Annotated in this window: 23 protein-coding genes and 1 tRNA gene; 15 read left to right on the top strand and 9 right to left on the bottom strand. The window is 61.5% G+C overall.

The window, feature by feature from the left end:
• Positions 1-81 precede the first annotated feature (81 nt).
• On the bottom strand, positions 82-591 hold the full coding sequence (locus tag ACOQOT_RS08340) for an outer membrane protein assembly factor BamE (protein WP_420561866.1): 510 nt from the start codon (positions 589-591) through the stop codon (positions 82-84).
• A 258-nt stretch (positions 592-849) separates the two neighbouring features.
• Between ACOQOT_RS08340 and ACOQOT_RS08335 the strand changes: the two genes are divergently transcribed.
• The 7 genes from ACOQOT_RS08335 (at position 850) to ACOQOT_RS08305 (ending at position 5,332) form a co-directional block, all read left to right on the top strand.
• Positions 850-1,428 (top strand): ubiquinol-cytochrome C chaperone family protein, encoded by a 579-nt coding sequence (locus ACOQOT_RS08335; RefSeq protein ID WP_420561865.1) that lies wholly within the window; start codon positions 850-852, stop codon positions 1,426-1,428.
• Positions 1,425-1,973, top strand: coding sequence for a YceD family protein (locus tag ACOQOT_RS08330; RefSeq protein ID WP_420561864.1), 549 nt, complete (start codon positions 1,425-1,427; stop codon positions 1,971-1,973). The genes ACOQOT_RS08335 and ACOQOT_RS08330 overlap by 4 nt, the downstream gene beginning before the upstream one ends.
• 119 nt (positions 1,974-2,092) lie before the next feature.
• Entirely contained in the window at positions 2,093-3,163 is a 1,071-nt protein-coding gene (gene plsX / locus ACOQOT_RS08325) for a phosphate acyltransferase PlsX (protein WP_420561863.1), read from the top strand.
• On the top strand, positions 3,160-4,137 hold the full coding sequence (locus tag ACOQOT_RS08320) for a beta-ketoacyl-ACP synthase III (RefSeq protein ID WP_420561862.1): 978 nt from the start codon (positions 3,160-3,162) through the stop codon (positions 4,135-4,137). Before plsX ends, ACOQOT_RS08320 begins: the two co-directional genes overlap by 4 nt.
• A gap of 108 nt (positions 4,138-4,245) precedes the next feature.
• Complete coding sequence (locus tag ACOQOT_RS08315) at positions 4,246-4,575, top strand: integration host factor subunit alpha (RefSeq protein ID WP_420561861.1); 330 nt, start codon at positions 4,246-4,248, stop codon at positions 4,573-4,575.
• 79 nt (positions 4,576-4,654) lie between these two features.
• Positions 4,655-5,143 (top strand): MerR family transcriptional regulator, encoded by a 489-nt coding sequence (locus ACOQOT_RS08310; RefSeq protein ID WP_420561860.1) that lies wholly within the window; start codon positions 4,655-4,657, stop codon positions 5,141-5,143.
• A 112-nt stretch (positions 5,144-5,255) separates the two neighbouring features.
• Positions 5,256-5,332 (top strand) — tRNA-Pro (locus tag ACOQOT_RS08305).
• A gap of 206 nt (positions 5,333-5,538) precedes the next feature.
• Here the strand turns inward: ACOQOT_RS08305 and ACOQOT_RS08300 are convergent.
• Together ACOQOT_RS08300 and ACOQOT_RS08295 are read right to left on the bottom strand one after the other, a co-directional pair.
• Positions 5,539-6,762 carry an amidohydrolase family protein gene (locus tag ACOQOT_RS08300; RefSeq protein WP_420561859.1) on the bottom strand — a complete coding sequence of 408 codons (1,224 nt, stop codon included), beginning with the start codon at positions 6,760-6,762 and terminating at the stop codon, positions 5,539-5,541.
• A gap of 89 nt (positions 6,763-6,851) precedes the next feature.
• The gene (locus ACOQOT_RS08295; RefSeq protein WP_420561858.1) at positions 6,852-7,085 is read right to left on the bottom strand and encodes a DUF2842 domain-containing protein; all 234 of its coding nucleotides are present in this window, start codon (positions 7,083-7,085) and stop codon (positions 6,852-6,854) included.
• Between the two features lie 191 nt (positions 7,086-7,276).
• Between ACOQOT_RS08295 and ACOQOT_RS08290 the strand changes: the two genes are divergently transcribed.
• Positions 7,277-8,332 (top strand): COX15/CtaA family protein, encoded by a 1,056-nt coding sequence (locus ACOQOT_RS08290; RefSeq protein ID WP_420561857.1) that lies wholly within the window; start codon positions 7,277-7,279, stop codon positions 8,330-8,332.
• Positions 8,333-8,397: 65 nt separating this feature from the next.
• Here the strand turns inward: ACOQOT_RS08290 and ACOQOT_RS08285 are convergent, their stop codons facing one another.
• The 3 genes from ACOQOT_RS08285 to ACOQOT_RS08275 are packed head-to-tail and all read right to left on the bottom strand — an operon-like array spanning position 8,398 to position 11,068.
• A complete protein-coding gene (locus tag ACOQOT_RS08285; protein ID WP_420561856.1) occupies positions 8,398-9,672 on the bottom strand; it encodes an O-acetylhomoserine aminocarboxypropyltransferase in 1,275 nt (424 codons plus the stop codon).
• A gap of 51 nt (positions 9,673-9,723) precedes the next feature.
• Positions 9,724-10,206 (bottom strand): CoA-binding protein, encoded by a 483-nt coding sequence (locus ACOQOT_RS08280; protein ID WP_420561855.1) that lies wholly within the window; start codon positions 10,204-10,206, stop codon positions 9,724-9,726.
• A 40-nt stretch (positions 10,207-10,246) separates the two neighbouring features.
• Complete coding sequence (locus tag ACOQOT_RS08275) at positions 10,247-11,068, bottom strand: enoyl-CoA hydratase (protein ID WP_420561854.1); 822 nt, start codon at positions 11,066-11,068, stop codon at positions 10,247-10,249.
• 98 nt (positions 11,069-11,166) lie between these two features.
• On the opposite strand from ACOQOT_RS08275, the gene ACOQOT_RS08270 reads away from it, so the two are divergent.
• From ACOQOT_RS08270 to rpsI, 3 genes are all read left to right on the top strand, one after another.
• Positions 11,167-11,613 carry a PaaI family thioesterase gene (locus ACOQOT_RS08270; protein ID WP_420561853.1) on the top strand — a complete coding sequence of 149 codons (447 nt, stop codon included), beginning with the start codon at positions 11,167-11,169 and terminating at the stop codon, positions 11,611-11,613.
• Between the two features lie 149 nt (positions 11,614-11,762).
• The gene (gene rplM, locus ACOQOT_RS08265; RefSeq protein WP_045442758.1) at positions 11,763-12,227 is read left to right on the top strand and encodes a 50S ribosomal protein L13; all 465 of its coding nucleotides are present in this window, start codon (positions 11,763-11,765) and stop codon (positions 12,225-12,227) included.
• A gap of 3 nt (positions 12,228-12,230) precedes the next feature.
• Entirely contained in the window at positions 12,231-12,719 is a 489-nt protein-coding gene (gene rpsI / locus ACOQOT_RS08260) for a 30S ribosomal protein S9 (RefSeq protein WP_045442755.1), read from the top strand.
• A gap of 69 nt (positions 12,720-12,788) precedes the next feature.
• Here rpsI and ACOQOT_RS08255 read toward each other — a convergent pair whose 3' ends face one another.
• The gene (locus ACOQOT_RS08255; RefSeq protein WP_420561852.1) at positions 12,789-14,798 is read right to left on the bottom strand and encodes a methyl-accepting chemotaxis protein; all 2,010 of its coding nucleotides are present in this window, start codon (positions 14,796-14,798) and stop codon (positions 12,789-12,791) included.
• Between the two features lie 203 nt (positions 14,799-15,001).
• Here ACOQOT_RS08255 and argC point away from each other — a divergent pair, with 203 nt between their 5' ends.
• Entirely contained in the window at positions 15,002-15,949 is a 948-nt protein-coding gene (argC, locus tag ACOQOT_RS08250) for an N-acetyl-gamma-glutamyl-phosphate reductase (RefSeq protein ID WP_420561851.1), read from the top strand.
• A gap of 5 nt (positions 15,950-15,954) precedes the next feature.
• Here the strand turns inward: argC and ACOQOT_RS08245 are convergent, their stop codons facing one another.
• Both ACOQOT_RS08245 and ACOQOT_RS08240 read right to left on the bottom strand, forming a co-directional pair.
• The gene (locus tag ACOQOT_RS08245; protein ID WP_420561850.1) at positions 15,955-16,776 is read right to left on the bottom strand and encodes an EamA family transporter; all 822 of its coding nucleotides are present in this window, start codon (positions 16,774-16,776) and stop codon (positions 15,955-15,957) included.
• Positions 16,777-16,920: 144 nt separating this feature from the next.
• Positions 16,921-18,792 carry a PHA/PHB synthase family protein gene (locus ACOQOT_RS08240; RefSeq protein ID WP_420561849.1) on the bottom strand — a complete coding sequence of 624 codons (1,872 nt, stop codon included), beginning with the start codon at positions 18,790-18,792 and terminating at the stop codon, positions 16,921-16,923.
• Between the two features lie 203 nt (positions 18,793-18,995).
• Here ACOQOT_RS08240 and ACOQOT_RS08235 point away from each other — a divergent pair, with 203 nt between their 5' ends.
• The 3 genes from ACOQOT_RS08235 to ACOQOT_RS08225 all read left to right on the top strand — a co-directional run bounded on the left by ACOQOT_RS08235 (position 18,996) and on the right by ACOQOT_RS08225 (position 23,224).
• Positions 18,996-20,489 carry an OmpA family protein gene (locus tag ACOQOT_RS08235; RefSeq protein WP_420561848.1) on the top strand — a complete coding sequence of 498 codons (1,494 nt, stop codon included), beginning with the start codon at positions 18,996-18,998 and terminating at the stop codon, positions 20,487-20,489.
• 162 nt (positions 20,490-20,651) lie between these two features.
• The gene (locus ACOQOT_RS08230) at positions 20,652-21,926 is read left to right on the top strand and encodes an LL-diaminopimelate aminotransferase (protein ID WP_420561847.1); all 1,275 of its coding nucleotides are present in this window, start codon (positions 20,652-20,654) and stop codon (positions 21,924-21,926) included.
• Positions 21,923-23,224, top strand: a complete 1,302-nt coding sequence (locus ACOQOT_RS08225) for a homoserine dehydrogenase (protein ID WP_420561846.1) — start codon at positions 21,923-21,925, stop codon at positions 23,222-23,224. The genes ACOQOT_RS08230 and ACOQOT_RS08225 overlap by 4 nt, the downstream gene beginning before the upstream one ends.
• Positions 23,225-23,235: the final 11 nt, after the last annotated feature.

Genomic DNA, 23,235 nt, shown 5'->3' with positions numbered 1-23,235 from the left:
CAAAGGAAAACCCCGCGAAGCCGGCTTCGCGGGGTTTTTCATGTCTGCATGTCCGTGTCCGGTCCGTGTGCGGCGCTTGGCTTAGCGGCGGCGCCCCGGTGTCGGCACGGCGCTGCTGCCGCCCGGCCGGTTGAAGCGGCCCAGATTGCCGAAAATCTCGCCGAGGATGGTGAGCTGCTTGCCGCGGGTCGGCGTCTTACGGTCCACCAGATTGATGATCCGCCCGTCTTCCAGCGTGTAATAAGCGACTTCCTCTACCGCTTCCTGCTCGTCGAAATAGACGGCGACAACGGTGCGGTCGATCTCCTCGGGTTCGTAGAAAAGATATTTCTCGACCTTGGAGGAGATATAGAACCAGGCCTCATTGTCGATAATGGCGGCTGTGGAGGGCGAGCCGAGCAGGGCTTCGACCTCGGTCTTGCTGTCGCCGGGCTTGAGCTGCTCCAGGTCTCCCGGTTCCGCCTTGTAGCCGCGCTCCTCGATCACCGGCGAGCAGGCCGCCAGGCTGAAAGCCAGCGGCATGGCAACCAGAAGCGGCGTAAAAATCTTCCGCCGCACGGTGCGGCGAAGGGGGAGAAAAGCGGACTGCATCAGGCCTGAACTCCTTCGAATCTGCGGTTTATGCCCTAAAAGGGCGACCGCTGCCCCCGTTGACCTACCGGGAGCGGCGGCTAAATTCAACTTTTAACACGGGCAGCCGCCAAAAAGGCAGGCTCTTTCTTCCCGGCGCCGTCCGGTATAGAAGACGGGAGCGGGCAGGGGCAGAGCCCCTCGCATTCAGGCCAAGGAGCCTCGTTCCTGTGCTGGATGCCCTGGCTCCCCATTGATGCCCGGTTCCAAGGAGTATGCATGTTCTGGAAACGCTGGTTCAAACAGAACGCGGACGAGCAAAGCGTTCATGATCTTTATGCCGCCGCCGTGGCGCAGGCGCGCCAGCCCGGCTTCTACCGCGACTTTGCGGTGCCCGATACGCTGGATGGGCGCTTCGACATGATCGTGCTGCATGTTTTCTTGCTGGTGAACCGGCTGAGCGGCAAGGGCGAGGCCGCGGCGCGCCAGGCGCAGGCGCTGTTCGATCTGCTCTTTGCCGATATGGACCAGTCCTTGCGCGAGATGGGCGTCGGCGACCTTTCCGTCGGCAAGAAAATCAAGACCATGGCCGCCGCCTTTTACGGGCGCAGCGCCGCATACCGCGACGCGCTGAAAAGCGGCGATGAAGACGCGCTGCGCGCCGCGCTTTCCCGCAACGTCTTTCCTGAAGGCGGGGCGAATGAACGCCAACTTGGCGCGCTCGCCGCTTATGTGCGCCGGGTCTATGAGGAATTGGAGGCTCAGCCCATCGACGCGCTGATGGCTGGCACGGCGGATTTCGGCGCGGCGCCTGCCTTGACCGATACTGGCAGCGAAACGGCAAAGGAGACGCTATGAGCCGCGCGCCTGAATTCAGTTACCGTCTCGAGGTTCAGGATCTTCCCTCCAAAGGCGTGCGGGTGAAGCTGGAAGCCGATGAGAAGGAACGCGCCGCGCTTGCCAAGCGCTTGGGGCTTATCTCGCTCGATACCTTCAAAGCGGAAGCGGAAGTCAAACCCTGGCGCAAGAGCGGTGTGTCCGTGCGCGGGCACTTTACCGCCGAGGTCACGCAAAGCTGCGTTGTGACGCTGGAGCCGGTTAAGGACAAAGTGGCGGACGCATTCGAAGCCTATTTCTTGCCTGAAAGCGAGATGACGCCGGTCAATCCGCAGGCCGAAATCCATGTCGATCTCGACGATGCCCACGATCCTGACCCGCTTGATGAGGGGGGAATCGATGTGGGTGAACTGGTCACCGAACATCTCAGCCTCGCCATCAATCCCTATCCGCGTAAGGGAGATGCGGAATTTAGTCCTGTGGTTGAAGATGACGGCAAAACGGACGGAAAACGCGAGGACAATCCCTTTGCAGTTCTTGCCAAGTTGCGCCGTCAAGACGATTAATCGAAAAAATTCAAGCATATAATACGGTTGAGTCTGGCCTGTTAGGGTTTATGTTCGGGGCGCCGCGTGCGCCCTTGCGCCCGCCGGCACAGTTTTGAGGGGACGGAGGCAAAGCAACCGTGATGCGCGAAATAACCATCGCCCTGGACGGTATGGGAGGGGACAGCGGGCCCGAGGTCGTGATCGAAGGGGCCGAGGCCGCGCATATCCGCCATCCCAATATCCGTTTTTTGATTTTCGGGGATGAGGCCAAGGTCAAACCCTTGCTGGATGCCAATCCGCGGGTGGCCGGCGCAAGCGAGTTTGTGCATACCGAAGTGGCCGTGGGCATGGACGACAAGCCCTCACAGGCGCTGCGGCGCGGGCGTAAAACCTCCAGCATGTGGATGGCGATCGACGCGGTGAAAGAGGGCCGGGCGCAAGTTGCCGTCTCCGCCGGAAATACCGGCGCGCTCATGGCCATGGCCAAAGTGATTCTGCGCACCATGCCGAATATCGAACGGCCCGCCATTGCCGGTCTCTGGCCGACGATCAAGGGCGAGAGCATCGTGCTCGATCTCGGCGCGACGATCGGCCCGGATGCCAAGCAGCTCGTGCAATTCGCGGTGATGGGCGAGGCTTATGCGCGCGTCATTTTCGGTGTGGAGCGCCCGACGGTCGGCTTGCTGAATATCGGCGAGGAAGAAGTCAAAGGCACGGAATCGGTGAAGGCCGCTGCGCAGATCCTGCGCGATCTCGATCTGCCCATCGATTTCCACGGTTTCGTGGAAGGTGACGATATCGGCAAAGGCACTGTCGATGTGGTGGTGACGGACGGCTTTACCGGCAATATCGCGCTGAAGACGGCGGAAGGCACGGCCCGGCAAGTGGCGCATTATCTGCGCGAGGGCATCGAGCGCTCTTTCTTCGCCAAGATCGGCTATCTCTTCGCCCATAGCGTGTTCCGCACGCTGCGCGACAAGATGGACCCGCGCAACGTCAATGGCGGGGTCTTTCTCGGGCTCAATGGGCTTGTCGTGAAAAGCCATGGCGGCACGGACGGGCTCGGCTTTGCTTCCGCCATCGATGTGGCGCTCGATGTGGCCGCCGCCGATCTCGTGCGGAAAATTGCAACGGATATGGATGTGTTGGTGCAGCTTGCCGGAGATTTGTCGGAAGCTGCCGAACGGGAAGAGGCCGCAGTATCGTGAGTGTTATTCGAAGTGTCGTTGCCGGGTGCGGGTCCTTTCTTCCCGAAAAGGTCCTGACCAACGCGGATCTCGCTAAAATGGTGGATACGAGCGACGAATGGATCGTGGAGCGCACGGGCATTCACCGCCGCCATATCGCCGCCGATGACGAGAAAACCTCCGATCTGGCGCTCGCCGCCTCCCGCAAGGCCCTGGAAGATGCAGGCATGAGCGCGGACGATGTAGATATGATCATTCTGGCGACGACCACCCCGGACAACACCTTTCCGGCGACGGCAACGGCGGTGCAGGCCGGGCTCGGCATGCATCACGGCGCAGCTTTCGACGTGCAGGCGGTCTGCTCCGGCTTCGTTTATGCGGTTGCGGTAGCGAATAATTTCATCGCCATGGGCCAGGCCCGCGCGATTTTGGTGATCGGCGCAGAAACCTTCTCGCGGCTTCTCGACTGGGACGACCGGGGCACCTGCGTCCTTTTCGGGGACGGGGCGGGCGCCATCGTTCTGAAAGCCGAAGAGCAGCCCGGCACGCGGGATGACAGGGGGGTGCTGACCGCCCATCTCCATTCCGACGGGCGCTATAAGGAAAAGCTCTACGTGGATGGCGGGCCGGGCTCGACCTGCACCGTCGGCCACGTGCGCATGGAGGGGCGGGAGGTCTTCCGTCATGCGGTCGTGAACATCGCCGAAGCCATCGAAGAAGCGCTCGCGGCAACGGGGCTCACCGCCGACGATATCGACTGGTTCGTGCCGCATCAGGCGAATAAACGCATTCTCGACGCGACGGCCAAGCGAATCGGCCTGGCGCCGGAAAAGGTCGTCATCACGGTCGGTGAACAGGGCAACACCTCTGCCGCGTCCGTGCCGCTCGCGCTAGACGCTGCGGTAAAAGACGGGCGCATCAAGCGCGGCGATCTGGTGCTGCTCGAGGCAATGGGCGGCGGTTTTACCTGGGGCTCCGCGCTGGTTCGCTGGTAAGTTTAAAATCCAACATAACCTTGCTTGAAGAAGCTTCACTATCTCCTTGATATTGGCTGCTTTTTGGTGATCAAATAAGCCCATTATCAAACGAGGGAGCAGGACGCCATGACGCGGACGGTAACGCGGGCGCAACTGAGTGAATCGGTTTATCAGGAAGTTGGTCTGTCTCGTAACGAGTCGGCGGACCTCGTGGAATCCGTATTGAAGGAAGTCTCCGACTGTCTGGCGAACGGAGAAACGGTGAAGCTGTCATCGTTCGGATCGTTTTCCGTCCGGCAGAAGGGCGGGCGCATGGGCCGCAATCCCAAGACCGAGGAAGAAGTGCCGATCAAGCCGCGCCGGGTTCTGGTTTTCCGTCCGAGCCATGTGCTCAAAGAGCGAATCAACAAGGCCATGAGCGCGCTGCGCGCCCAGGCTGGTGAAGCGGCGGACTAGGTTTCCTCGCACCTGCCGGGTCCAGTTCCGGCCCCATTGCCGGGCCCGTTTACTGGAAATGAGAATCGAGAATTAAGGCGTGTCTTTGCATCAAAAATCGCCGGAAGCGTTTCGAACCATCAGTGAAGTGGCCGCCGAATTGGACGTGCCGCAGCATGTGCTGCGCTTTTGGGAAAGCAAATTCACCCAGATCAAGCCGCTGAAGCGCGGCGGCGGGCGGCGCTATTACCGCCCGGAAGATGTGGACCTGCTGCGCGGCGTGCGCGCGCTTCTTTACAATGACGGCTATACGATCAAAGGCGTGCAGAAAGTCTTCCGCGAGCAGGGCGGGCGCTTCGTCGCCGAGGCCGGGCGGGGCAATGTAGACGGCACGATTGCCGAGCTCGCCCGTGAGACCGTGGAGCGGCAGAACGGCGGCGAGGAGGATCTTGCCGAGGAAGCCAACGACAATTCCCCGCTTTCCCTGAAGGCCCGCAAGGAGCTGGAGGCAATCGCGCTGCGCCTTGAAAAACTGCGCGATGCGCTGGAAGAGGCGCGGGTGCCGGACGCGGAAACGGAAACCTACTAATTTGGAATATTTGCCTTTTTTCGGTCCAAAGAGCTATTGCCGGATCAAGGCCACATCCCTATAGTCCGCCCCGCTTGAGGCCGTCTTTGCCCTTAAGCCCTTACCGGAATGACGGAGCGTAGCGCAGCCCGGTAGCGCACTTGTCTGGGGGACAAGGGGTCGTCGGTTCAAATCCGGCCGCTCCGACCATTTGAAGCCGGCTCTGGGAGCTCCCAGGGCCGGTTTTCTTTTGGAGGCCTTGCCTTCCGGCGCGAAGCTGATTATGCCAAGGGCCAGCATCAACTCCGAAAGGGCCTGCCGCTATGGTTGCGATTTACGCTATTGCGATTTTCCTGGTTGCCGTTCTGGCGCTGAATTTCATCAGCTTCGGCCGGCTCGACTGATTACCCTGTATCTCAGGCGCCAGGCCGGGTTACCGGCTTGCCGTCTTTGATGATGTGCGAGAAGACGGCGGCATCGGCCAGATGCCGGATGTCCTCGCAAGGGTTCCGCCGGGCGATGACGACATCGCCAAAGGCGCCGGGCGCGAGCGTGCCCGCTTTCCCCTCCAGCCGGCAGAGCGCCGGATTGACGTGATAAACCGCGCGCAGGATGTCGCGCGCCGGTTCCACTTCCGCGCGGATGGCGAATTCCCGGTTCTGCCGGTTCTGCGTTTCTCCGATAAGATCGGTGCCGAAGCCGAGCGTGACACCGGCTTCCCGCGCGATTTCCAGTGAGGCAAGGCCTGCGTCGTAAACCGCCTTGTTCTTTTCCCGGTTGCGGGCGGGCAGTTTCAGCGCCGCGCCGAATTCGAACATCGCTTCATAGGTGGCAAGCGTGGGGACCATGACCGCGCCGGCTTTGGCGACGGCTTCCGCGGCTTCCTTGTCGATGAGATTGCCATGCTCGATGGAATGAACACCGTTTGCCACCGCAAGCTTGATAGCGTCCGGCGTATAGGCATGGGCGGCCACGTAGGTGTGGCGATTGCGCGCTTCGGTGACGGCGGCGGCGATTTCCTCCGCCGTGTACTGGGTGCATTCCAAGGGATCGCTTGGCGTTGCCACACCGCCTGAGACATGGATTTTCAGAAAGTCGGAGCCGTCGCGCAGATTGTGCCGGGCGGCTTTGCGCACCGCATCCGCGCCGTCGGCGACAATACCGAAAGCGGTATGGCGCATCTGGCAGGCGCAATCCGGCACGGGCCGGGCGCCGCCTTCCGCATCCCCATGGCCGCCTGTCTGAGAGATCATGCGTCCGGCGCGGGTGATGCGCGGGCCCTCCAGCAGGCCGCTTGAAATGGCGCGGATGATGCCTTCCACCTCGCCGCCAATATCGCGCACGCTGGTAAAGCCGCGCTCCAGCGTTTCGCGCGCAAGCCGTGCCATATGCAGGCCGAACTCGACTTCCGACCAGGCGGCGAGTTTGCGGAAATCCATGGTCGCAAGACGCAGGTGGATATGCGCGTCGATGAGACCCGGCATGACGTATTGCCCGTTGGCGTTGATGCGCAGATCGGCGGAGGCGGCTTTTTCGCCAATACCGGCGATCACCCCGTCTTCGAGGACGAGTGTTGCTTCGCCGGTAAAATCCAACGTCTCCGTGTCGAAGAGATGGCCGTTCTCGATTGCGATGCGCATATGCCCTTGCCCCTGTTGCCGGCTTGCCGCCGGGTCGTTGTTGATTGCGGGCAGAGTGGCAGAAGCGGCGGCGGGCGTGCAAGCAGCGCTTAGGCGGGGGTGTCCGGCTTTTGCATCCAGGCGAGCAAGTAGCGCACGGGGAAGATCCAGGCGATGCCCGCCACGACGTAATAGACAAGCAGCACGGCCACATGCTGCGGGAAGAAAGAGGCCGTGCCCAGCGTGACCGCCAGCACCGTGTAGGCGATGATCCAGGCCACCAGCAAAAAGGTGCCGATCAGTTTTCTAAGGCGCATGGGCAGCCGGGAAGAAGAAGCGGGCATGACGGTCTTTCGTTAGCTGGCATTCGCTGGGTCCCCGGATGGGGCCGCAAGCTTTCCCCGTATATGGCATTTCCGGGGGAGGGTGGCCAGCCTCAGCGCGGGAAACTGCGCCATCGGGTCACAGGCGGAGGCGGGCCGTTTCAGGCCGCTTTTTCTTGTTGGTTCGGCCCGATCGCGCTATTTCCGGTGCCATGAGCGATGCCGTCCTTCCCCATAACGGGCCCACAGCCCGGCAGATTGCCGCCCGCCGGCCCATTGCCTATTGGCTTTTCACGGTGGCGGCGCTGATCTTTTGCATGGTGATTGTGGGCGGGGCGACGCGGCTGACCGAATCCGGCCTTTCGATTACCGAGTGGAAGCCGGTCATGGGCGCCATCCCGCCGCTTTCCGAAGAGCATTGGCTGGAGGAATTCGAGAAGTACCGGCAGATCCCCGAATATCAGCTCGTCAACAAAGGCATGAGCCTGGCCGAGTTCCAATACATCTATTGGTGGGAATGGGGACACAGGTTCCTCGGCCGCTTCATCGGCTTTGCGTTCTTCGTGCCGTTCGTTTTCTTCCTGGCAACGAAGCGCGTCGAGCGCCAGCTGGTGCCGAAGCTTGCGGCCATGTTCGTGCTGGGCGGGCTGCAGGGCGCGCTTGGCTGGTACATGGTGATGAGCGGGCTCGTGGACCGGGTGGATGTGAGTCAATACCGGCTGACCGCGCATCTGGGCCTTGCCTTTGTCATTGCCGCTTACATTTTCTGGGTGGCGCTCGATCTTCTGCGCGGCACGCTCGGCCAGGCGCTGACCTGGACCGGGACCGCAAAGCGCGCGGCGGTGCTCACGGGCGCCATCTTCTGTCAGGTGCTGCTGGGCGGTTTCGTGGCGGGGCTGCGGGCAGGGCATGCCTATAATACCTGGCCGCTCATGGATGACCGGATCATCCCGCGCGGGCTTTTCGACCTGTCGCCCTGGTGGGTGAATTTCTTCGAGAACCACATCACCGTGCAGTTCGATCACCGCATGGTGGCTTATGCGATCACCGCGTTTGCGCTTTATCACCTTTTCACGCTGAAGAGCGCGCCGCGCGCGGTGAAGCTGAGCGGGCATCTTTTGATGGCGGCTATTTTGCTGCAGGTGGTGCTCGGTATCTGGACGCTGCTGGCCGTCGTGCCCATTCCCCTCGGAGTGATCCATCAGGGCGGCGCGATGCTGGTGCTCGGCGCGGCGCTGCTCCACCTGCATCTGAGCGCGCGGCGGTAGGGTTTTCCAGTTTATAGAAAACGTCATGCCCCGCATAAAGCGGGGCATGACGGTGTTGCGGGCGGCTAGGCTTTCAGCGCCTTGTCGAGATCGGCGATGAGGTCGCTTGCATCTTCGAGCCCCACGGACAGACGGATCACGTCCGGCCCGGCGCCCGCCGCTTCCTGCTGCGCTTCATTGAGCTGGCGGTGCGTGGTGGAGGCGGGGTGGATGATCAGGCTGCGCGTGTCGCCGACATTGGCAAGGTGGCTGAAAAGCTCGATGCCGTTGACGAGTTTGACGCCTGCCTCATAGCCGCCTTTCACGCCGAAGGTGAACACCGCGCCGGCACCCTTCGGGCAATATTTCTGGTGGGCATCGTAATAGGCGCTGTTCTTCAGGCCCGCATAAGACACCCAGCTTACTTCCTTGTGGCTTTCCAGAAACTCGGCGACTTTCAGCGCGTTTTCCGAATGGCGCTGCATGCGCAGCGGCAGGGTTTCGATGCCGGTGATCAGCATGAAGGAATTGAAGGGCGAGATGGCGGGGCCGAGATCGCGCAGGCCGATCACCCGGCAGGTGATGGCGAAGGCGATATTGCCGAAGGTCTCATGCAGCTTCATGCCGTGATAGGCCTCGTTGGGCTGCGAGAGGCTCGGGTATTTGTCGCTGGCCGACCAGTCGAACGTGCCCGCATCGACGATGATGCCGCCCATCGAGTTACCATGCCCGCCGAGGAATTTCGTTGCTGAATGAACGACGATATCCGCGCCGTGCTTGATCGGCTGGCAGAGATAGGGCGAGGCCAGGGTATTATCGACGATAAGCGGCACGCCCGCGTCATGAGCGACCTTGGCGATCGCTTCGATATCCATGATGACACCGCCCGGATTGGCGAGGCTTTCGATGAAGACGGCTTTCGTCTTCGGCGTGATCGCGGCCTTGATGCCGTCGGCATCCGGCGTTTCGGCCCAGTCCACATGCCAGTCGAATTTCTGGAAGGACTGGCTGAACTGCGTGATGGAGCCGCCATAGAGTTTCTTGCAGGCAACGAAGTGATCGCCGGGCTGCAGCAGCGTGTGGAAGATCAGGAGCTGCGCGCCGTGGCCGGAGGCCGTGGCAAGACCTGCCGCGCCGCCTTCCAGCGCCGCCACGCGTTCTTCCAGAACCGCCGTCGTCGGGTTCGTGATGCGCGTATAGATATTGCCGAATTGCTGCAGGTTGAAGAGGCTTGCGGCATGGTCCACGTCGTCGAAGACGAAGGAGGTCGTCTGATAGATGGGTGTTGTGCGCGCGCCCGTGGCCGGGTCCGGCTTGGCGCCGGCATGGATGGAAAGAGTGTCGAAACTGTACTCCGGCATGGAAGACTCCCCATTATTTATTGCGCGGGTGCCGCGCTTATGGACGTTGATTTAAAGCAGGTGCTGTCTGCGTGTGCTGACCAGATTGGAATTGATGCCCATCCAACCGGCCTCGCCTGAAAGGCGGGAGTATTCGATTTTCGGGCACCGGTCCATCACGGTTTTAAGGCCGGCCGCTTCCGCTTTTGCGGCGGCCTCCGGATTGATGACGCCGATCTGCATCCAGACGGAACTCGCGCCGATGGCGATGGCTTCATCGACAATGGGACCGGCCGCCTCGCTCGAGCGGAAAATATCGACCATATCCACCTTCTCCGGAATATCGCTCAGCGAGGCATAGACTTTCTCGCCCAGAATTTCCTGGCCCGCCACGCCCGGATTGACCGGAATGACGCGGTAGCCTTTCTTTTGAAGGTACTTCATCACGATATAACTCGGGCGGATGGATTTCGGCGACGCGCCGACCATGGCGATGGTCTTTGCGGATTTCAAAATCCCGGCGAGATAGTCGCTCGTGTAAGAAGTCTCGGACATGGGGGCTCGCGTGTTTTTTAAGGCGGTTTCGTTCCGGCGCTTATCTGTTTTCCCAAACGGGGTCGCGTTTTTCGATGAAGGCGCCGATGCCTTCTTCGGCATCGTGCGCGAGCATGTTGTGCACCATCACGTCGCTTGCATAGTCATAGGCATCGCCCAGGCGCTTTTCGAGCTGTTCGTAAAAAGCGGTCTTGCCGATCTCGACCGTGAGGCGCGATTTGGCGGCAATGGTCGCCGCCATTTTTTCGACTTCCGCTTCCAGGGTGTCTGCTGAGACGGCGCGGTTGATCAGACCGAATTCGGCGGCGCGCGCCGCGTCGATCATTTCGCCCAGAAGCAGCATTTCCATCGCGTGCTTGCGCGTTACATTGCGCGACAGGGCGACCATGGGCGTCGAGCAGAAAAGACCGATATTGACGCCGGGCGTGGCAAACTTCGCTTCATGGGCGGCAATGGCCAGATCGCAGGAGGCGACGAGCTGGCAGCCTGCCGCCGTCGCAATGCCGTGCACCTGCGCGATGACCGGCTTCGGGCATTGCACGATGGCCTGCATCATCCGGCTGCAGAGCTTCATGATGCGGGTGTAATAGGCCCGGCCTTTGTCGCCTTCCGTGCGGGCGGCGGTCAGTTCCTTTAAGTCATGGCCGGCGCAAAAGCCCGGCCCATTGGCTTTCAGGATGATGACCTTGAGATCCGGGTCGGCGCCGATCTTCTCCACCTCGCCGAGCACAGCCTGCATTAGTTCCTCGGAAAGACTGTTGCGGGCTTTGGGGCGGTTGAGGGTCAAGGTGGCGATAGCGCCTTTATCCTCGCGCAGCAGAACCGGCATGGCCGTTTCCGGCGCCTTTGCAGCTTCGCTCATTTCCCGTCTCCCTTTTTCCGTTTCGGCCATGATAGTGTCCGCGCGGCCTGGCGTCAGGTGTTGTTTATGCAAAGGGCTGAGCGGCAAAAGGGGTAAAAATGACAAGAGCGACAAAGCCGGTGATGAGCGCCGCGGAGGTCGATGCCTATCTGGCGGAGGTTTTTCCGCAAATGCAGGAGGGCGAGCGCGGCACGCGCACGGAGGAAGTCGGGCCGATGCGCGCGCGGCTGCGCCTTTCCTTTGCCGAGCGCAATTTGCGCCCGGGCGGCACGATTTCCGGCCCGGCCATGATGGGGCTCGCCGATCACGCCATGTATGCCGCCATTCTGGCTCATATCGGTAAGGTGGCGCTGGCGGTGACGACCAATCTCACCATCAATTTCATGCGCAAACCCGCGCCCGGCGACCTTCTGGCGGAAGCGCGGATCATGAAGCTTGGCCAGCGCCTGGCGGTCGGGGATGTGACGATCTGGTCGGAAGGCGAGGAGGGGCGGCCCGCCGCCCACGCCCAGGTGACCTATTCCATTCCCCCGGAAAAGTCATAAACACGGTATTATAATACCGCTTCTTTAAGTTGCTGCATTTACGCGCTTTTTCAGGCCGATTTCCGTTGACTGTCCGGCCCGCCTCCCATAGAAAGCGGCTCAAACGGGGCATGACGCCCCTGCTTGAAGCGATTTGACTGGGATTGAGCATGAAGACCTATTCAGCCAAAACCGCAGAAGTCGAGAAAAACTGGGTGCTTATCGACGCCGAAGGGCTGGTGCTTGGGCGTTTGGCGTCCATCATCGCGATGCGTCTGCGCGGCAAACACAAGCCGACCTTCACCCCGCATATCGACTGCGGCGACAACGTGATTGTCATCAATGCCGACAAAGTGGCTCTGACGGGCCGCAAATTGACGGACAAGGTGTATTACCGCCACACGGGCCATCCCGGCGGTATCAAGGAAACCACGCCGGAAAAAGTTCTGGGCGGCGACCACCCCAACCGGGTGATCGAGCTTGCCGTGAAACGCATGCTTCCGGGCGGCCCGCTTTCGCGCCGGCAGTTCTCCAACCTGCATGTCTATGGCGGTTCCGAGCACCCGCATGAGGCTCAAAAGCCTGCGAAGCTCGACATCGCTTCCCTCAACCCCAAGAACACGCGGAGTGCGTAAGCTATGACAGAAGAACGCACCACTCTTGAGGATCTCAAAGGCGCGCTGGGCAATGACGGCGCTGCCGCCGAAGCTGCCGTTCAGGCCGAGCCGAAGATCGACGCCCAGGGCCGTTCCTACGCCACGGGCCGCCGGAAAGACGCCATCGCTCGTGTGTGGGTGAAGCCGGGCTCCGGCCGCATCGTCATCAACGGTAAGGAATTCGAGCGCTATTTCGCCCGTCCCGTGCTGCGCATGGTGATCAACCAGCCGCTCACCGTGGCTGGCCGCGAAAACCAGTTCGACATCATGGCGACCGTGACCGGCGGCGGCCTGTCGGGCCAGGCCGGGGCGATCCGCCATGGTCTTTCCCGCGCGCTGACCTATTACGAGCCGGGCCTGCGCGCTGTCCTGAAGAAGCATGGCTTCCTCACCCGCGACAGCCGCGTTGTGGAACGTAAGAAATACGGCCGCGCGAAAGCCCGCCGGAGCTTCCAGTTCTCCAAGCGTTAAGTGCGCCATTACCGGATACGAAAAGGGCGGCCCCGAGAGGCCGCCCTTTTTGTTGCTCTGCTGCCTGCTCTAAGCGGCTGCCAGTTTGGAGAGGAAGTCTTTGACTTCCGTATCCAGAATGGTGGACTGGCCGGACACATCCTCGGCAGCGCTCGAGACGTTCTGCGCGGCGGTGCCGGTTTCCTGCGTTGCCGTGTTCACATCCGCCATATTGTCCGTCACGCCCTGTACGCCATTGGCGACTTCCTGCACGTTGCGGGAAATTTCCTGGGTGGCGGCGGTCTGTTCCTCGATGGCGGAGGCAACGCCCGTCGTACCCTGACCGATTTCGGTGATGATATCGGTGATATGCTTGATCGCCTCGACCGTGGCGGAAGTGGCTTCCTGCATCGCGGCGATCTGGCCGGTAATGCCTTCCGTCGCCTTGGCGGTCTGGCCCGCCAGCGTTTTGACTTCCGAGGCGACGACCGCAAAGCCTTTGCCGGCTTCGCCCGCGCGCGCCGCTTCGATCGTGGCGTTGAGCGCGAGGAGGTTCGTCTGATTGGCAATGTCGTTGATCATGGTCACGACATCGTTGATCTGCTGGGCAGCTTCCGAAAGACGCGTCACCGTCTCCGCCGCGCTTTCGGCCCGGGTGATCGCCTGCGCCGAGATATCACGGGTGGAGGTCACCTGACGGGAGATTTCAGAGATCGAGCTCGACAGTTCTTCCGTGGCGCTTGCCACCATCTGTACATTGGCAGCGGCGGCGTCAGCGGCATGGGTGACATCGCCCGATTTGCGGCTCGTTTCACCGGCAAGCGCGGTCAGCTCGCCCGAGCTTGAGCGCATGATAGTGACGGACCCTGCAAGGTTTTCCAGTACCTGCTTCACGGAGTCTTCAAAGCTTGCGCTGATCTTTTGAATGACCTCGGCGCGCTCGGCCCGTTTCTTCTGTTCTTCGGCCTGTTCGAGCGCCAGGCGCTCGGCCTCGATGGCGTTCTGTTTAAATACTTCCATGGCTTTTGCCATGGCGCCGATTTCATCGCCTCTATCTAGAGCGGGAATGGCGATGGACTTGTCACCCTCGGCCAGTTTGCTCATGGCGCCGGTGATCTTGTTGATGGGCCGCGAAATGCCGACCGCCACAAAGAGGCTCGACAGCGCCACGCCAAGTACCGTCAGGCCCAAGACGGCGATCATCAATGTGGAGACCGTGCTCTGCACGCTGTGCCCGTCCTCGATCGCTTTTTCTGAAAGCGCGCGGCCCATGGCGAATAGCGCATCGAATTCCGGTTCCATGACGGCATAGATGTCGGAAAGTTCGGCGACACCGGCTTCGGCTTTTTTCACAGCAGCGGCATAGGCTTTGAAACTCTGCTGATAAGTATCCATCAGCGCGCCGATGCGTTTGCGCTCGGCAGGAAAGAGGGACGAGCTTTGAATAAGGCTGTCGAATTCTTTGCGCCGTTCATCGACCCGGCCGATATATTTGTCATCGCCGCGCAGCATGAAGTCTTTCTCATGGCGGCGCATCATCAGCATCTTGACGGTGAGCGCGTCGAGATTGGCGGCATCGAGTTTTTCCTCGACCTCGTGCACCGCCTTGCGCAGCTGGCCGCTGAGGCCCAGTTCTTCGGAAAGACCGACTTCTTTATAAAGCGCGCCGACCTCGGCCATCTTCTGCCGGTGCGCGGGCAGGGTCTCGCGCAATTTGGCGAGCGGTGCTTCAAGGTCGCCGGCGATTTCAAGGGCCTGCACCTGCGTGAGTGCGTTTGCTACGCGCTCTGCATCCTTTTCGTATTTTGCCAGATAGGTTTCATCCATCCGCAGCAGAAAATCTTTCTCGCGGCGGCGCATGCGCAGCGCGCCGCTTTCAATGTCACCGACAAGGACGAGAAGCGTTTCGGCTTCACTGCGCTGGGCTTCGGCGGCATTCAGCGCGGCGTTGCCGGCGAAATAGGTGATGGAGATGACCGTCAGGCCAGCGAGCGCCAGCCCCACAAGGCTGGCAATGCGCAAGGAAATGGAAAAGTTCTTGAACGTGCGCTCCATTACTGCGAAAGCAACGGAGAGCAAGGATGCGGATCTTGTCGACATGGGGGAGAACACCTGTGTTGAGGGTGTTAATGCCCGATAAGGCATTACATTTGTCCGCAGTATTCACAGGCACTCTTAAGACTTGGTTCTCGAATTTTAATTAATTGCTAGCGGTGCCTAGCTTTCCGAGTTCTTGAGTTTGCGGTAAATATTCCTGTAGAAACGCATTTCTTTACTGAGTTTATTATTTTAGTGAGGCCGGAATGATTAAGGTCTATATCGATGGCGAGGCGGGAACGACGGGGCTCCAGATCCGTGAGCGTCTGGCCGCGCGCGCGGATATCGACCTGTTGCAGATCGATCCGGACCGGCGCAAAGACCGGGAGGCCCGGGCGCAGAAGCTGAACGAAGCGGATTTCGCCATTCTCTGTCTGCCGGACGATGCCTCGCGCGAAGCGGTTTCGCTGATCGAGAACCCGGATGTGGGCGTGATCGATGCGAGCACCGCCTACCGGGTCGATCCCGATTGGGTATACGGTTTTCCTGAAATGGCGCCCGAACAGCGTCAGCTCATTTCCGGTGCCAAGCGGGTTTCCAACCCGGGCTGTTACCCGACGGGCATGATCGCGCTGACCCGGCCGCTCATCGAGGCCGGGCTCCTGCCAAAGGACTGGCCGGTGACGATCAATGCCGTTTCCGGTTATTCGGGCGGCGGCAAGGGCACGATTTCCGAATTCGAGGATGAGGCGGGCGAGAACTATTCCCGCCAGCCTTTCCGGCTTTACGGGCTGACGATCGCTCATAAGCATGTGCCGGAGATGCAGACCTATACGGGCCTTGCACATCCGCCGCTCTTTTCGCCCGCCGTCGGGCGCTATTACAAGGGCATGCTGGTGGAAATGCCGCTGCAGCTTTGGGCGCTGCCGGGCAAGCCGGAAGTTGGCGCCATTCATGAGACGCTGTCGGCGGCTTATGAGGGCGCGCATTTCGTCGAAGTTGCCTCGCTGGAAGAAAGCGCCGGCCTTGCCAATCTCGATCCGGAAGACCTCAACGGCACGAACCGGATGAAGCTCTTTGTCTTCGCCAATGAGAAGACGGGGCAGGCGCGGCTTGTCGCCCAGCTCGACAATCTGGGCAAGGGCGCCTCGGGCCAAGCGGTGCAATGCCTCAACATCATGGCCGGCGTCGATGAGGCGCTGGGACTTGAATAAGCTGCTTAGCCTTCGATCAGGATGACCCCGGCTGCCACGGCAAGGGCGGCGATGGCGGCCATGGGCCCCAGCTTTTCTTTTAAGATGAGCGAGGAGATGAGCGCGGCGAAGACGACGCTTGTCTCCCGCACCGCCGAGACAAGGCCGAGCGGTGCTTTCGTCATGGCCCAGAGCACCAGCGCATAGGCGACGACCTGAAGAAGCGCGCCCGGCAGGCCCTGGCGCAGAAGTGTTGCCGGGCTCCAGGCGGCGCTGGGTCCGCGCCGCCAGAGCGCCAGCGCCGTAAAGGCAGCCCCATCCAGCACGAAGAGCCAGGCCACATAGGCAAAGGAGGTTTCGGCGAGCCGCGCGCCGATACCGTCCACCGTGGTGTAGGAAGCGATGAAGCCCGCCGTGATGAGCGCATAGAGCGTGGCGCGCTTTTCATCCTGTGTGCCGCCGTTCTTGCGGAAGGCAAGCGAGATGATCCCGAGCGTGACGAGCAGCATGCCGGCAAGGGAGGCGGGGGACATGGTCTCGCCCAGAAGCACGAAGCCCGCACCTGCCACCAGAAGCGGTGCGCCGCCGCGGGCCAAGGGATAAACATGGCCGAGCCCGCCATGGGCATAAGCGCGCACGAGAAAGACCTTGTAGCCGGTGTGAAGAAGGGTGGTGAGGGCGAGCAGTCCCCAGACTTCCCTGGAGGGCCACGGCACGAAGAAGACAAGCGGCAGGCCGATCAGCGCCGTCAGCGCCGTCATATTGGCGAGCGAGACGAGCTTGTCGCCCGAGGCGCGCACCATGGCGTTCCAGCTTGCATGCATCAGCGCGGTCGCCAGGACGACCAAGAGAATGCCGGTGTCCAGAACTGCCTCCTCTTTCCAGCCGGGTGTGTGGTGTTCGCGGAGATTAGGGGGAGGGGCCAAGCAGCCCTAGAGGGATAATCCGCTTATCGCCTTGCAGAACGCGAGGGGTCGGGTTCCACGTCCCGGTCAATCCTTGGCATGGATCCGGACATATGAGCCCGGCGCCTCTTCGATCACCTTAAGCTTCCCGCTGCCCGGAACGCGGGCGGGGACCTTCTTGCCGGATTTCTTGCGCAGCCAGCGTTCCCAATCCGGCCACCAGGAGCCTTTATGCTCGGCCGCCCCCGCGAGCCATTCTTCCGCCGTTTCCGGCAGCGCGGCATTCGCCCAATATTGATATTTCTTGGCGGCGGGCGGGTTGATAACGCCGGCAATATGGCCGGAGCCGGCCAGGGTGAAGGTCACCTTGCCGCCGAAAAGATGCACGGACTTATAGACCGACTTGTAGGGGGCGATGTGATCTCCCCGGCTCGATTGCAGATAGACGGGGCAGGTGACCTTGGAAAGGTCGAGCTTTTCCCCGCCGAGCTCCATGCTTCCCTCGGCCAGGCCGTTTTTCAGATAACACTCGCTCAGATAAAACAGATGCATCTTCTGGGGCATGCGGGTCGCGTCCGCATTCCAGAACAGAAGATCGAAAGGCTGCGGGGTGCGGCCCATCAGATAATTGCCGACCACGTAGTTCCAGATGAGGTCGTTGGGGCGCAGTAGGTTGAACGTATGCGCCATAACGGAGGCGGGCAGGATGCCGCCGCGCTCGCCCATCAGGTTGTTGACGGTGTCTATCTGGGTTTCGTCGATAAAGACTTTCAGATCGCCTGCTTCGGTGAAATCCGTCTGCGTGGCGAAAAAGGTTGCGGATTTGACGCGCTTGTCTTTCTTCGCGGCCATATAGGCTAGCGTGGCGGAGAGCAGCGTGCCGCCGATGCAATAGCCGATCATGTTGACGTCGCGCTCGCCCGTCGCCTTTTCCACGGCGTCGAGGGCTTCGAGGATGCCCTCGCGCATATAATCCTCGAAGGTCTTATGGGAGAGGCTCTTGTCCGGGTTCACCCAGCTAATGACAAAAACCGTGTAACCCTTTGATACCGCCCACTTAATAAAGGATTTTTCTTCCGTCAGATCGAGGATGTAATACTTGTTGATCCAGGGCGGCACGATGACGAGCGGGCGCTGATGCACCTCCTCGGTCACCGGATCGTACTGGATGAGCTGCATCAGATCATTCTGATAGACGACCTTGCCGGGGGTCGTGGCAATGTTCCGTCCGATCTCGAAGGCATTCATATCCGTCTGGGTCAGGCGCCAATTGCCATTGGCAAAATCGGCGCGCAGGTTCTGCAGCCCGTCGACCAGATTTTTGCCGTTACTCTCGACAGTTGCGCGCAAGACTTCAGGGTTCGTGAAAAGGAAATTGGACGGTGAAAGCGCGTCCACGATCTGGCGCGCATAGAAGCGGGCGATGTCGTGGCGGTGCGGGTTCAGGCCTTCCGCCGCGTCCACCACGCTAATGAACCATTGCGAAAAGAGCAGGTAGCCCTGCGCCAGAATGTCGAAAAGCGGGGTTTCCCGCCAGGCGGGATGGCGGAAGCGCTTGTCCTTCGAAGTGTCGATCAATGGGGCATCGGCAAGGCCCACCATACGCTTGAGGGCATATTCGCTGACGTCGGAGAAGTCATGGCGCAGGCGCTCTTCGGCGACGGCCCAGCGGGCGGTCTCCACCGTGTAGCTTTTGAAGGCTTCGGCAAGGGCGGCGCTGGCGGGCCCCAATATCTCCATCACGGATTGCGGCGGCTTGCCGTCCTCCGTGCGCCCGCGCTCGGCCATCAGCTCCATGAAATCGATGGCGGCTTTCAGAAGGTTTGCGCCCAGATTCTGCGGGCTGCCCCCAAGAGAGGCACCAAACGGGTCCTCTTGCGGCTCTCCGGGGCCTTTTCCGGCGTCTTTGCCCTTTTCGGCGTCGTGAGGGCGGCGGTCTTTGCCGTTACGGCTTTGCATTCTCTACCCGGGTTACTTCGCTGGCTGCCGGTTTCCAAAGAATTTCAGCCAGATAAACAAACTCAGGCCTAGCAATTCGGAAACGCTGTATACTATACCCTTGAGTTGGCCGGTTTGGGGGGACTCTTTACTCGAAGGGACTGGACCGGCATCTTTGTCTCAGGAAATGGCACGGGCAGCATCCGCCTGTAAAGGAGCGATTAATGGCCCTTCTGAACACCGGGTTGACGCTTTCGAACAAGGAAGGCGCGGAAAAACGGGGCCTGCGCCCCGGCATGACGCAGCGCGTAGGCCGCTCAGCGCGCGCTGCATTCAGCGCCGCCGCCATGGCCAGCCTGCTTGCCGCCTGTTCGACAGCCCCCGATTGGGCCCGTCCCGGCCTTATTTACGGGGATGAAGAAGCTGCCGCCGCCTCCGCCCAGCAGACCAGCACTGATTCGGATTTCCCGGAAATTCAGGACGTGCCGGACCGCCCGCAGGACACTTCCTCGGCTGCCGAGCGCCAGCGCATTGCCGAAGGGCTGGCCGCGGACCGGGAACGCTCGCGCTATACGGATGAAGTGCTGCGGGGTGGCACCGAGCCGCCCGCATCCGCGCCGCGTGTTGCCGAGCCGACGCCGCTGCCTTCCTTGCCGAAAAGTGCCGGCGATGACCGTTCCAATGCGAGCGATGCCGGCAACGATACGGCAGGGGTGATCCCGCCGCCGCCGCGCGGGGGCCGCCGCTCGCTGAATGGCACCGCCCAATCCGAACCGACGCCGGAAGAGGCCGCGAAAGCCGCCGCCGATGCCCGCGCCACGCCGGTTGAAGATGTCGCCCGCGAGGAAGCGACGCCGCTGCCTCAGCAGACCGCACAGCCTGCCGCCCCCGCGCCGCAGCCTGCTCAGGTCCAAACTCAGACTCAGGCCCGTACGCAGACGCAGGTTCAGCCGCAGCGCCGCGCCGCCGTGCCGCCGCGCGCCGGCACACAGTCTGCTTCCCGGGCGCCGGCCAACCCGCGCACCGAAATGGCGCCGATCGAAGGGGAGGTTTCCAACGCGACCTCGCCGTCGCTGGCAAACCGTCAGGCGCCAGCAGTCAGCCAGCCGGGCACGCAGACTTACTCGACGACGCAGTTCGAGCGCTCCTCCGCGCCCCAGCTTTCGCCTGAAGCACTGGAAGCGGCGGGCGGTGTGGTCTCCTCGCGCTACCAGCAGACCCACGGCACCGTGGTTGTGGGCGGCGAGGATGAGCCTGTGACGGTGAATATGGACGCGCTCAATGCGCTGCCGCCGCCCGGACCCGGCGCCTCGCTCGACACGCAGATCATCGACGGTGCGGCTGCCTTTACCAGCCAGGGTGGGCCGGAAGCCGCGCCGTTCACGGTCTATTTCGCCCATGGCAAGACGGACCTGAGCGAGGATGACCGGAGCAATCTGGCCGAAGTCAAAGCTGCGCTCGACCAATATGGCACGGCGCTGCGCGTCGTCGGCCATGCTTCCTCGCGCACCAACGATCTGCCGCTGGCCCGGCATAAACTCGCCAATTTCGATGTGGCCGCGCGCCGCGCCGAAGCGGTAGCCGCCGAGCTTGCCCGTCAGGGGATCGATCCTTCCCGTATTCTCATCGAGAGCCAGGGCGAGGCCAGCCCCGTCTATCATGAGAGCATGCCGGCCGGTGAGGCAGGCAACAGACGGGTCGAGATTTATATCGAATAAGGCGGCAAACCTTACAAAACGCCTTGATTTGGCCCGGTTTCCGCAGTTTATGTGCGCTGAAGCCGGAGTTTGCGTTTCCCCAGATTACGGCATGGCCCGGGACCTGATTTGGCGGTATAAGGGCCCGCCAGAACATACCCGCATGCCGGGAGATTTCCGAAGATGGATGAAGAGTTTTACAGGATAAAGCGTCTGCCGCCTTACGTGCTGGATGTCGTGAACCGGCTCCGGTCCAAAAAGCGCGCGGAAGGCTGCGACGTGATCGATTTCGGCATGGGCAATCCCGATATGCCGACGCCGAAGCACATTGTCGATAAGCTGGTCGAGACGGTGCAGAACCCGCGTACGCACCGCTACTCTTCTTCGCGCGGCATTCCGGGCCTGCGCAGAGCTCAGGCAGCCTATTACGAGCGCCGGTTCGGGGTGACGCTGAACCCGGAAACGGAAATCATCGCGACGCTGGGCTCGAAAGAGGGGCTGGCGAATCTTGCCCAGGCAATCACCGCGCCGGGCGATGTGATCATCGTGCCGAACCCGACCTATCCGATCCATGCCTTCGGCTTCATCATTTGCGGCGGCGTGATCCGCAACATGCCGGTGGTGGAACCGGGCGAGGAGTTCCTGCGCGCGGTGCACCGGGCGATCAAGCATTCCGTGCCCAAGCCCATTGCGCTGGTGCTGAACTATCCCTCGAACCCGACTGCCCATGTGGCCGATCTCGATTTCTACCGGGAAGTGGTGGATCTGGCGAAGAAGAACGATCTCATTCTGATTTCGGACCTGGCTTACTCGGAAATCTACTTCAAAGGCACGGCGCCGCCGCCCTCGCTTCTGCAGGTGCCGGGGGCCAAGGACATCGCCGTCGAGTTCACCTCGCTTTCCAAGACCTTCGCGATGCCGGGCTGGCGCATGGGCTTTGCCGTGGGTAATGAAAAGCTGATCAGCGCGCTGACCCGCATCAAATCCTATCTCGACTATGGCGCCTTCACGCCCATTCAGGTGGCGGCAACCGCCGCGCTCAATGGGCCGGAAGATTGCATTCAGGACATTCGCAACGTCTATCAGGGCCGGCGCGATGTGCTGGTTGAGGCGATGGGCCGGGCCGGCTGGGACATTCCCGCGCCGCCTGCCACGATGTTCGCCTGGGCACCCATTCCGGAAAAATTCCGCGAGCACGGTGCGCTGACTTTTGCAACGCTGCTGCTGGAACATGCGGATGTGGCGGTGGCGCCGGGCGTCGGTTTCGGCGAATACGGGGAAGGCTATGTGCGTGTCGGGCTCGTGGAGAACGAGCAGCGCATCCGCCAGGCCGCCGCCAATGTGAAACGCTTCATGGCCAATGCGGACAGCATTCTGGCCGAGTACGAACGCAATACGAATGTCGTCACCTATGCAGGTTCAGGCGCGCAGGAGAAAGGACGGGCAGGTCAGGTATGAAGGAGCCGCTGAAACTTGCTATTGCCGGCCTCGGAACCGTGGGCGGCGGTGTCGTTAAAGTATTGACCGAAGAAGCAAAGCGTATCGAAGCGCTGTGCGGGCGGAAGATCGAGATCGTCGCGGTGAGCGCGCGTCACCGTCAGCACGACCGCGGTTTCGATATCGATGCCTTCCGCTGGTATGACGATCCGGTCGCCATGGCCGCTGATCCGGACAGCGATGTTTTCGTCGAACTGATCGGCGGGTCCGACGGGGCGGCGAAACTGGCCGTCGAGCAGGCGCTGGCCTCCGGTAAACATGTCGTTACCGCAAACAAGGCGCTGATCGCCCATCACGGCACGACGCTCGCGCGCATGGCTGAAGAGAACCAGGTGGCACTCCAATTCGAGGCGGCGGTGGCCGGCGGCGTGCCGATCATCAAGGCCCTGCGCGAAGGGCTGGTGGCCAACGGTATCGAGCGTGTGTCGGGGATTTTGAACGGCACCTGCAATTACATCCTGACCGTGATGGAAACCTCCGGCCGGGAATATGAAGACGTGCTCGCCGATGCGCAAAAGCTCGGCTATGCCGAAGCCGATCCGAGCTTCGATGTCGGCGGCATCGACGCTGCGCATAAGCTGACCATTCTGGCGAGCCTTGCCTTCGGCACGCTGCCCGACTTCGATCAGGTCTATGTCGAAGGGCTGGAGACCGTGACGCCGCTCGACATTCGCCTGGCGGACGACTTCGGCTACAAAGTGCGCCTGCTGGGCATCGCTCAGCGCGACGGCAAGCGCATGGAACTGCGCGTGCATCCGACGCTGGTGGGTAAAAGCTCATCGCTTGCCGCCGTTACTGGCGTCTTCAATGCGGTTGAAGTTGTGGGCAGCCATGTCGGCCCGGTGATGCTGGAAGGGCGCGGCGCAGGCGAGGGGCCGACGGCTTCTGCCGTTGTGGCCGATATCGTCGATGTGGCGCGCGGCAATATCGCTCAGCCGTTCGGCCTTCCCGCCTCCATGCTGGAAGAGGCGAGCTACAAACCGATCAGCGATCATGCCGGGGCCTATTATCTGCGCGTTCACGCCGTGGACCGGGCAGGCTCCATGGCCGAAATCACACGGGCGCTCGCGGAAGCGGAAGTTTCCATCGAGCGCATCGTGCAGCGCAAGGATCCCATACCCGAGGAGGACAACCGTCTTCCTGTCGTCTTCATTACGCATGACACGGATGAAATGACGATGCAGCGGGCCATGGCGCTTCTGGCGAAACATAAGGATGTTGTGGACGAGCCGCTGCTTATCCGCATCGAACAGGAATAACGACGAAGAAG

It is taken from the genome of Tepidicaulis sp. (assembly GCF_965222285.1).
Taxonomy (GTDB): Bacteria; Pseudomonadota; Alphaproteobacteria; order Parvibaculales; family Parvibaculaceae; genus Tepidicaulis.
The sequence above is the reverse complement of the archived record's forward strand: the minus strand, read 5'-3'. Positions and strand labels throughout refer to the sequence as shown.

Coding starts and splice junctions, on each gene's coding strand:
- ACOQOT_RS08240 (WP_420561849.1), bottom strand. CDS start 18,792: ATGCAAAGCCGTAACGGCAAAGACCGCCGCCCTCACGACGCCGAAAAG.
- ACOQOT_RS08335 (WP_420561865.1), top strand. CDS start 850: ATGTTCTGGAAACGCTGGTTCAAACAGAACGCGGACGAGCAAAGCGTT.
- rpsI (WP_045442755.1), top strand. CDS start 12,231: ATGACAGAAGAACGCACCACTCTTGAGGATCTCAAAGGCGCGCTGGGC.
- ACOQOT_RS08330 (WP_420561864.1), top strand. CDS start 1,425: ATGAGCCGCGCGCCTGAATTCAGTTACCGTCTCGAGGTTCAGGATCTT.
- ACOQOT_RS08270 (WP_420561853.1), top strand. CDS start 11,167: ATGACAAGAGCGACAAAGCCGGTGATGAGCGCCGCGGAGGTCGATGCC.
- ACOQOT_RS08285 (WP_420561856.1), bottom strand. CDS start 9,672: ATGCCGGAGTACAGTTTCGACACTCTTTCCATCCATGCCGGCGCCAAG.
- ACOQOT_RS08230 (WP_420561847.1), top strand. CDS start 20,652: ATGGATGAAGAGTTTTACAGGATAAAGCGTCTGCCGCCTTACGTGCTG.
- ACOQOT_RS08315 (WP_420561861.1), top strand. CDS start 4,246: ATGACGCGGACGGTAACGCGGGCGCAACTGAGTGAATCGGTTTATCAG.
- ACOQOT_RS08340 (WP_420561866.1), bottom strand. CDS start 591: ATGCAGTCCGCTTTTCTCCCCCTTCGCCGCACCGTGCGGCGGAAGATT.
- ACOQOT_RS08290 (WP_420561857.1), top strand. CDS start 7,277: ATGAGCGATGCCGTCCTTCCCCATAACGGGCCCACAGCCCGGCAGATT.
- argC (WP_420561851.1), top strand. CDS start 15,002: ATGATTAAGGTCTATATCGATGGCGAGGCGGGAACGACGGGGCTCCAG.
- ACOQOT_RS08255 (WP_420561852.1), bottom strand. CDS start 14,798: ATGTCGACAAGATCCGCATCCTTGCTCTCCGTTGCTTTCGCAGTAATG.
- ACOQOT_RS08300 (WP_420561859.1), bottom strand. CDS start 6,762: ATGCGCATCGCAATCGAGAACGGCCATCTCTTCGACACGGAGACGTTG.
- ACOQOT_RS08280 (WP_420561855.1), bottom strand. CDS start 10,206: ATGTCCGAGACTTCTTACACGAGCGACTATCTCGCCGGGATTTTGAAA.
- ACOQOT_RS08225 (WP_420561846.1), top strand. CDS start 21,923: ATGAAGGAGCCGCTGAAACTTGCTATTGCCGGCCTCGGAACCGTGGGC.
- ACOQOT_RS08295 (WP_420561858.1), bottom strand. CDS start 7,085: ATGCCCGCTTCTTCTTCCCGGCTGCCCATGCGCCTTAGAAAACTGATC.
- ACOQOT_RS08235 (WP_420561848.1), top strand. CDS start 18,996: ATGGCCCTTCTGAACACCGGGTTGACGCTTTCGAACAAGGAAGGCGCG.
- rplM (WP_045442758.1), top strand. CDS start 11,763: ATGAAGACCTATTCAGCCAAAACCGCAGAAGTCGAGAAAAACTGGGTG.
- ACOQOT_RS08275 (WP_420561854.1), bottom strand. CDS start 11,068: ATGAGCGAAGCTGCAAAGGCGCCGGAAACGGCCATGCCGGTTCTGCTG.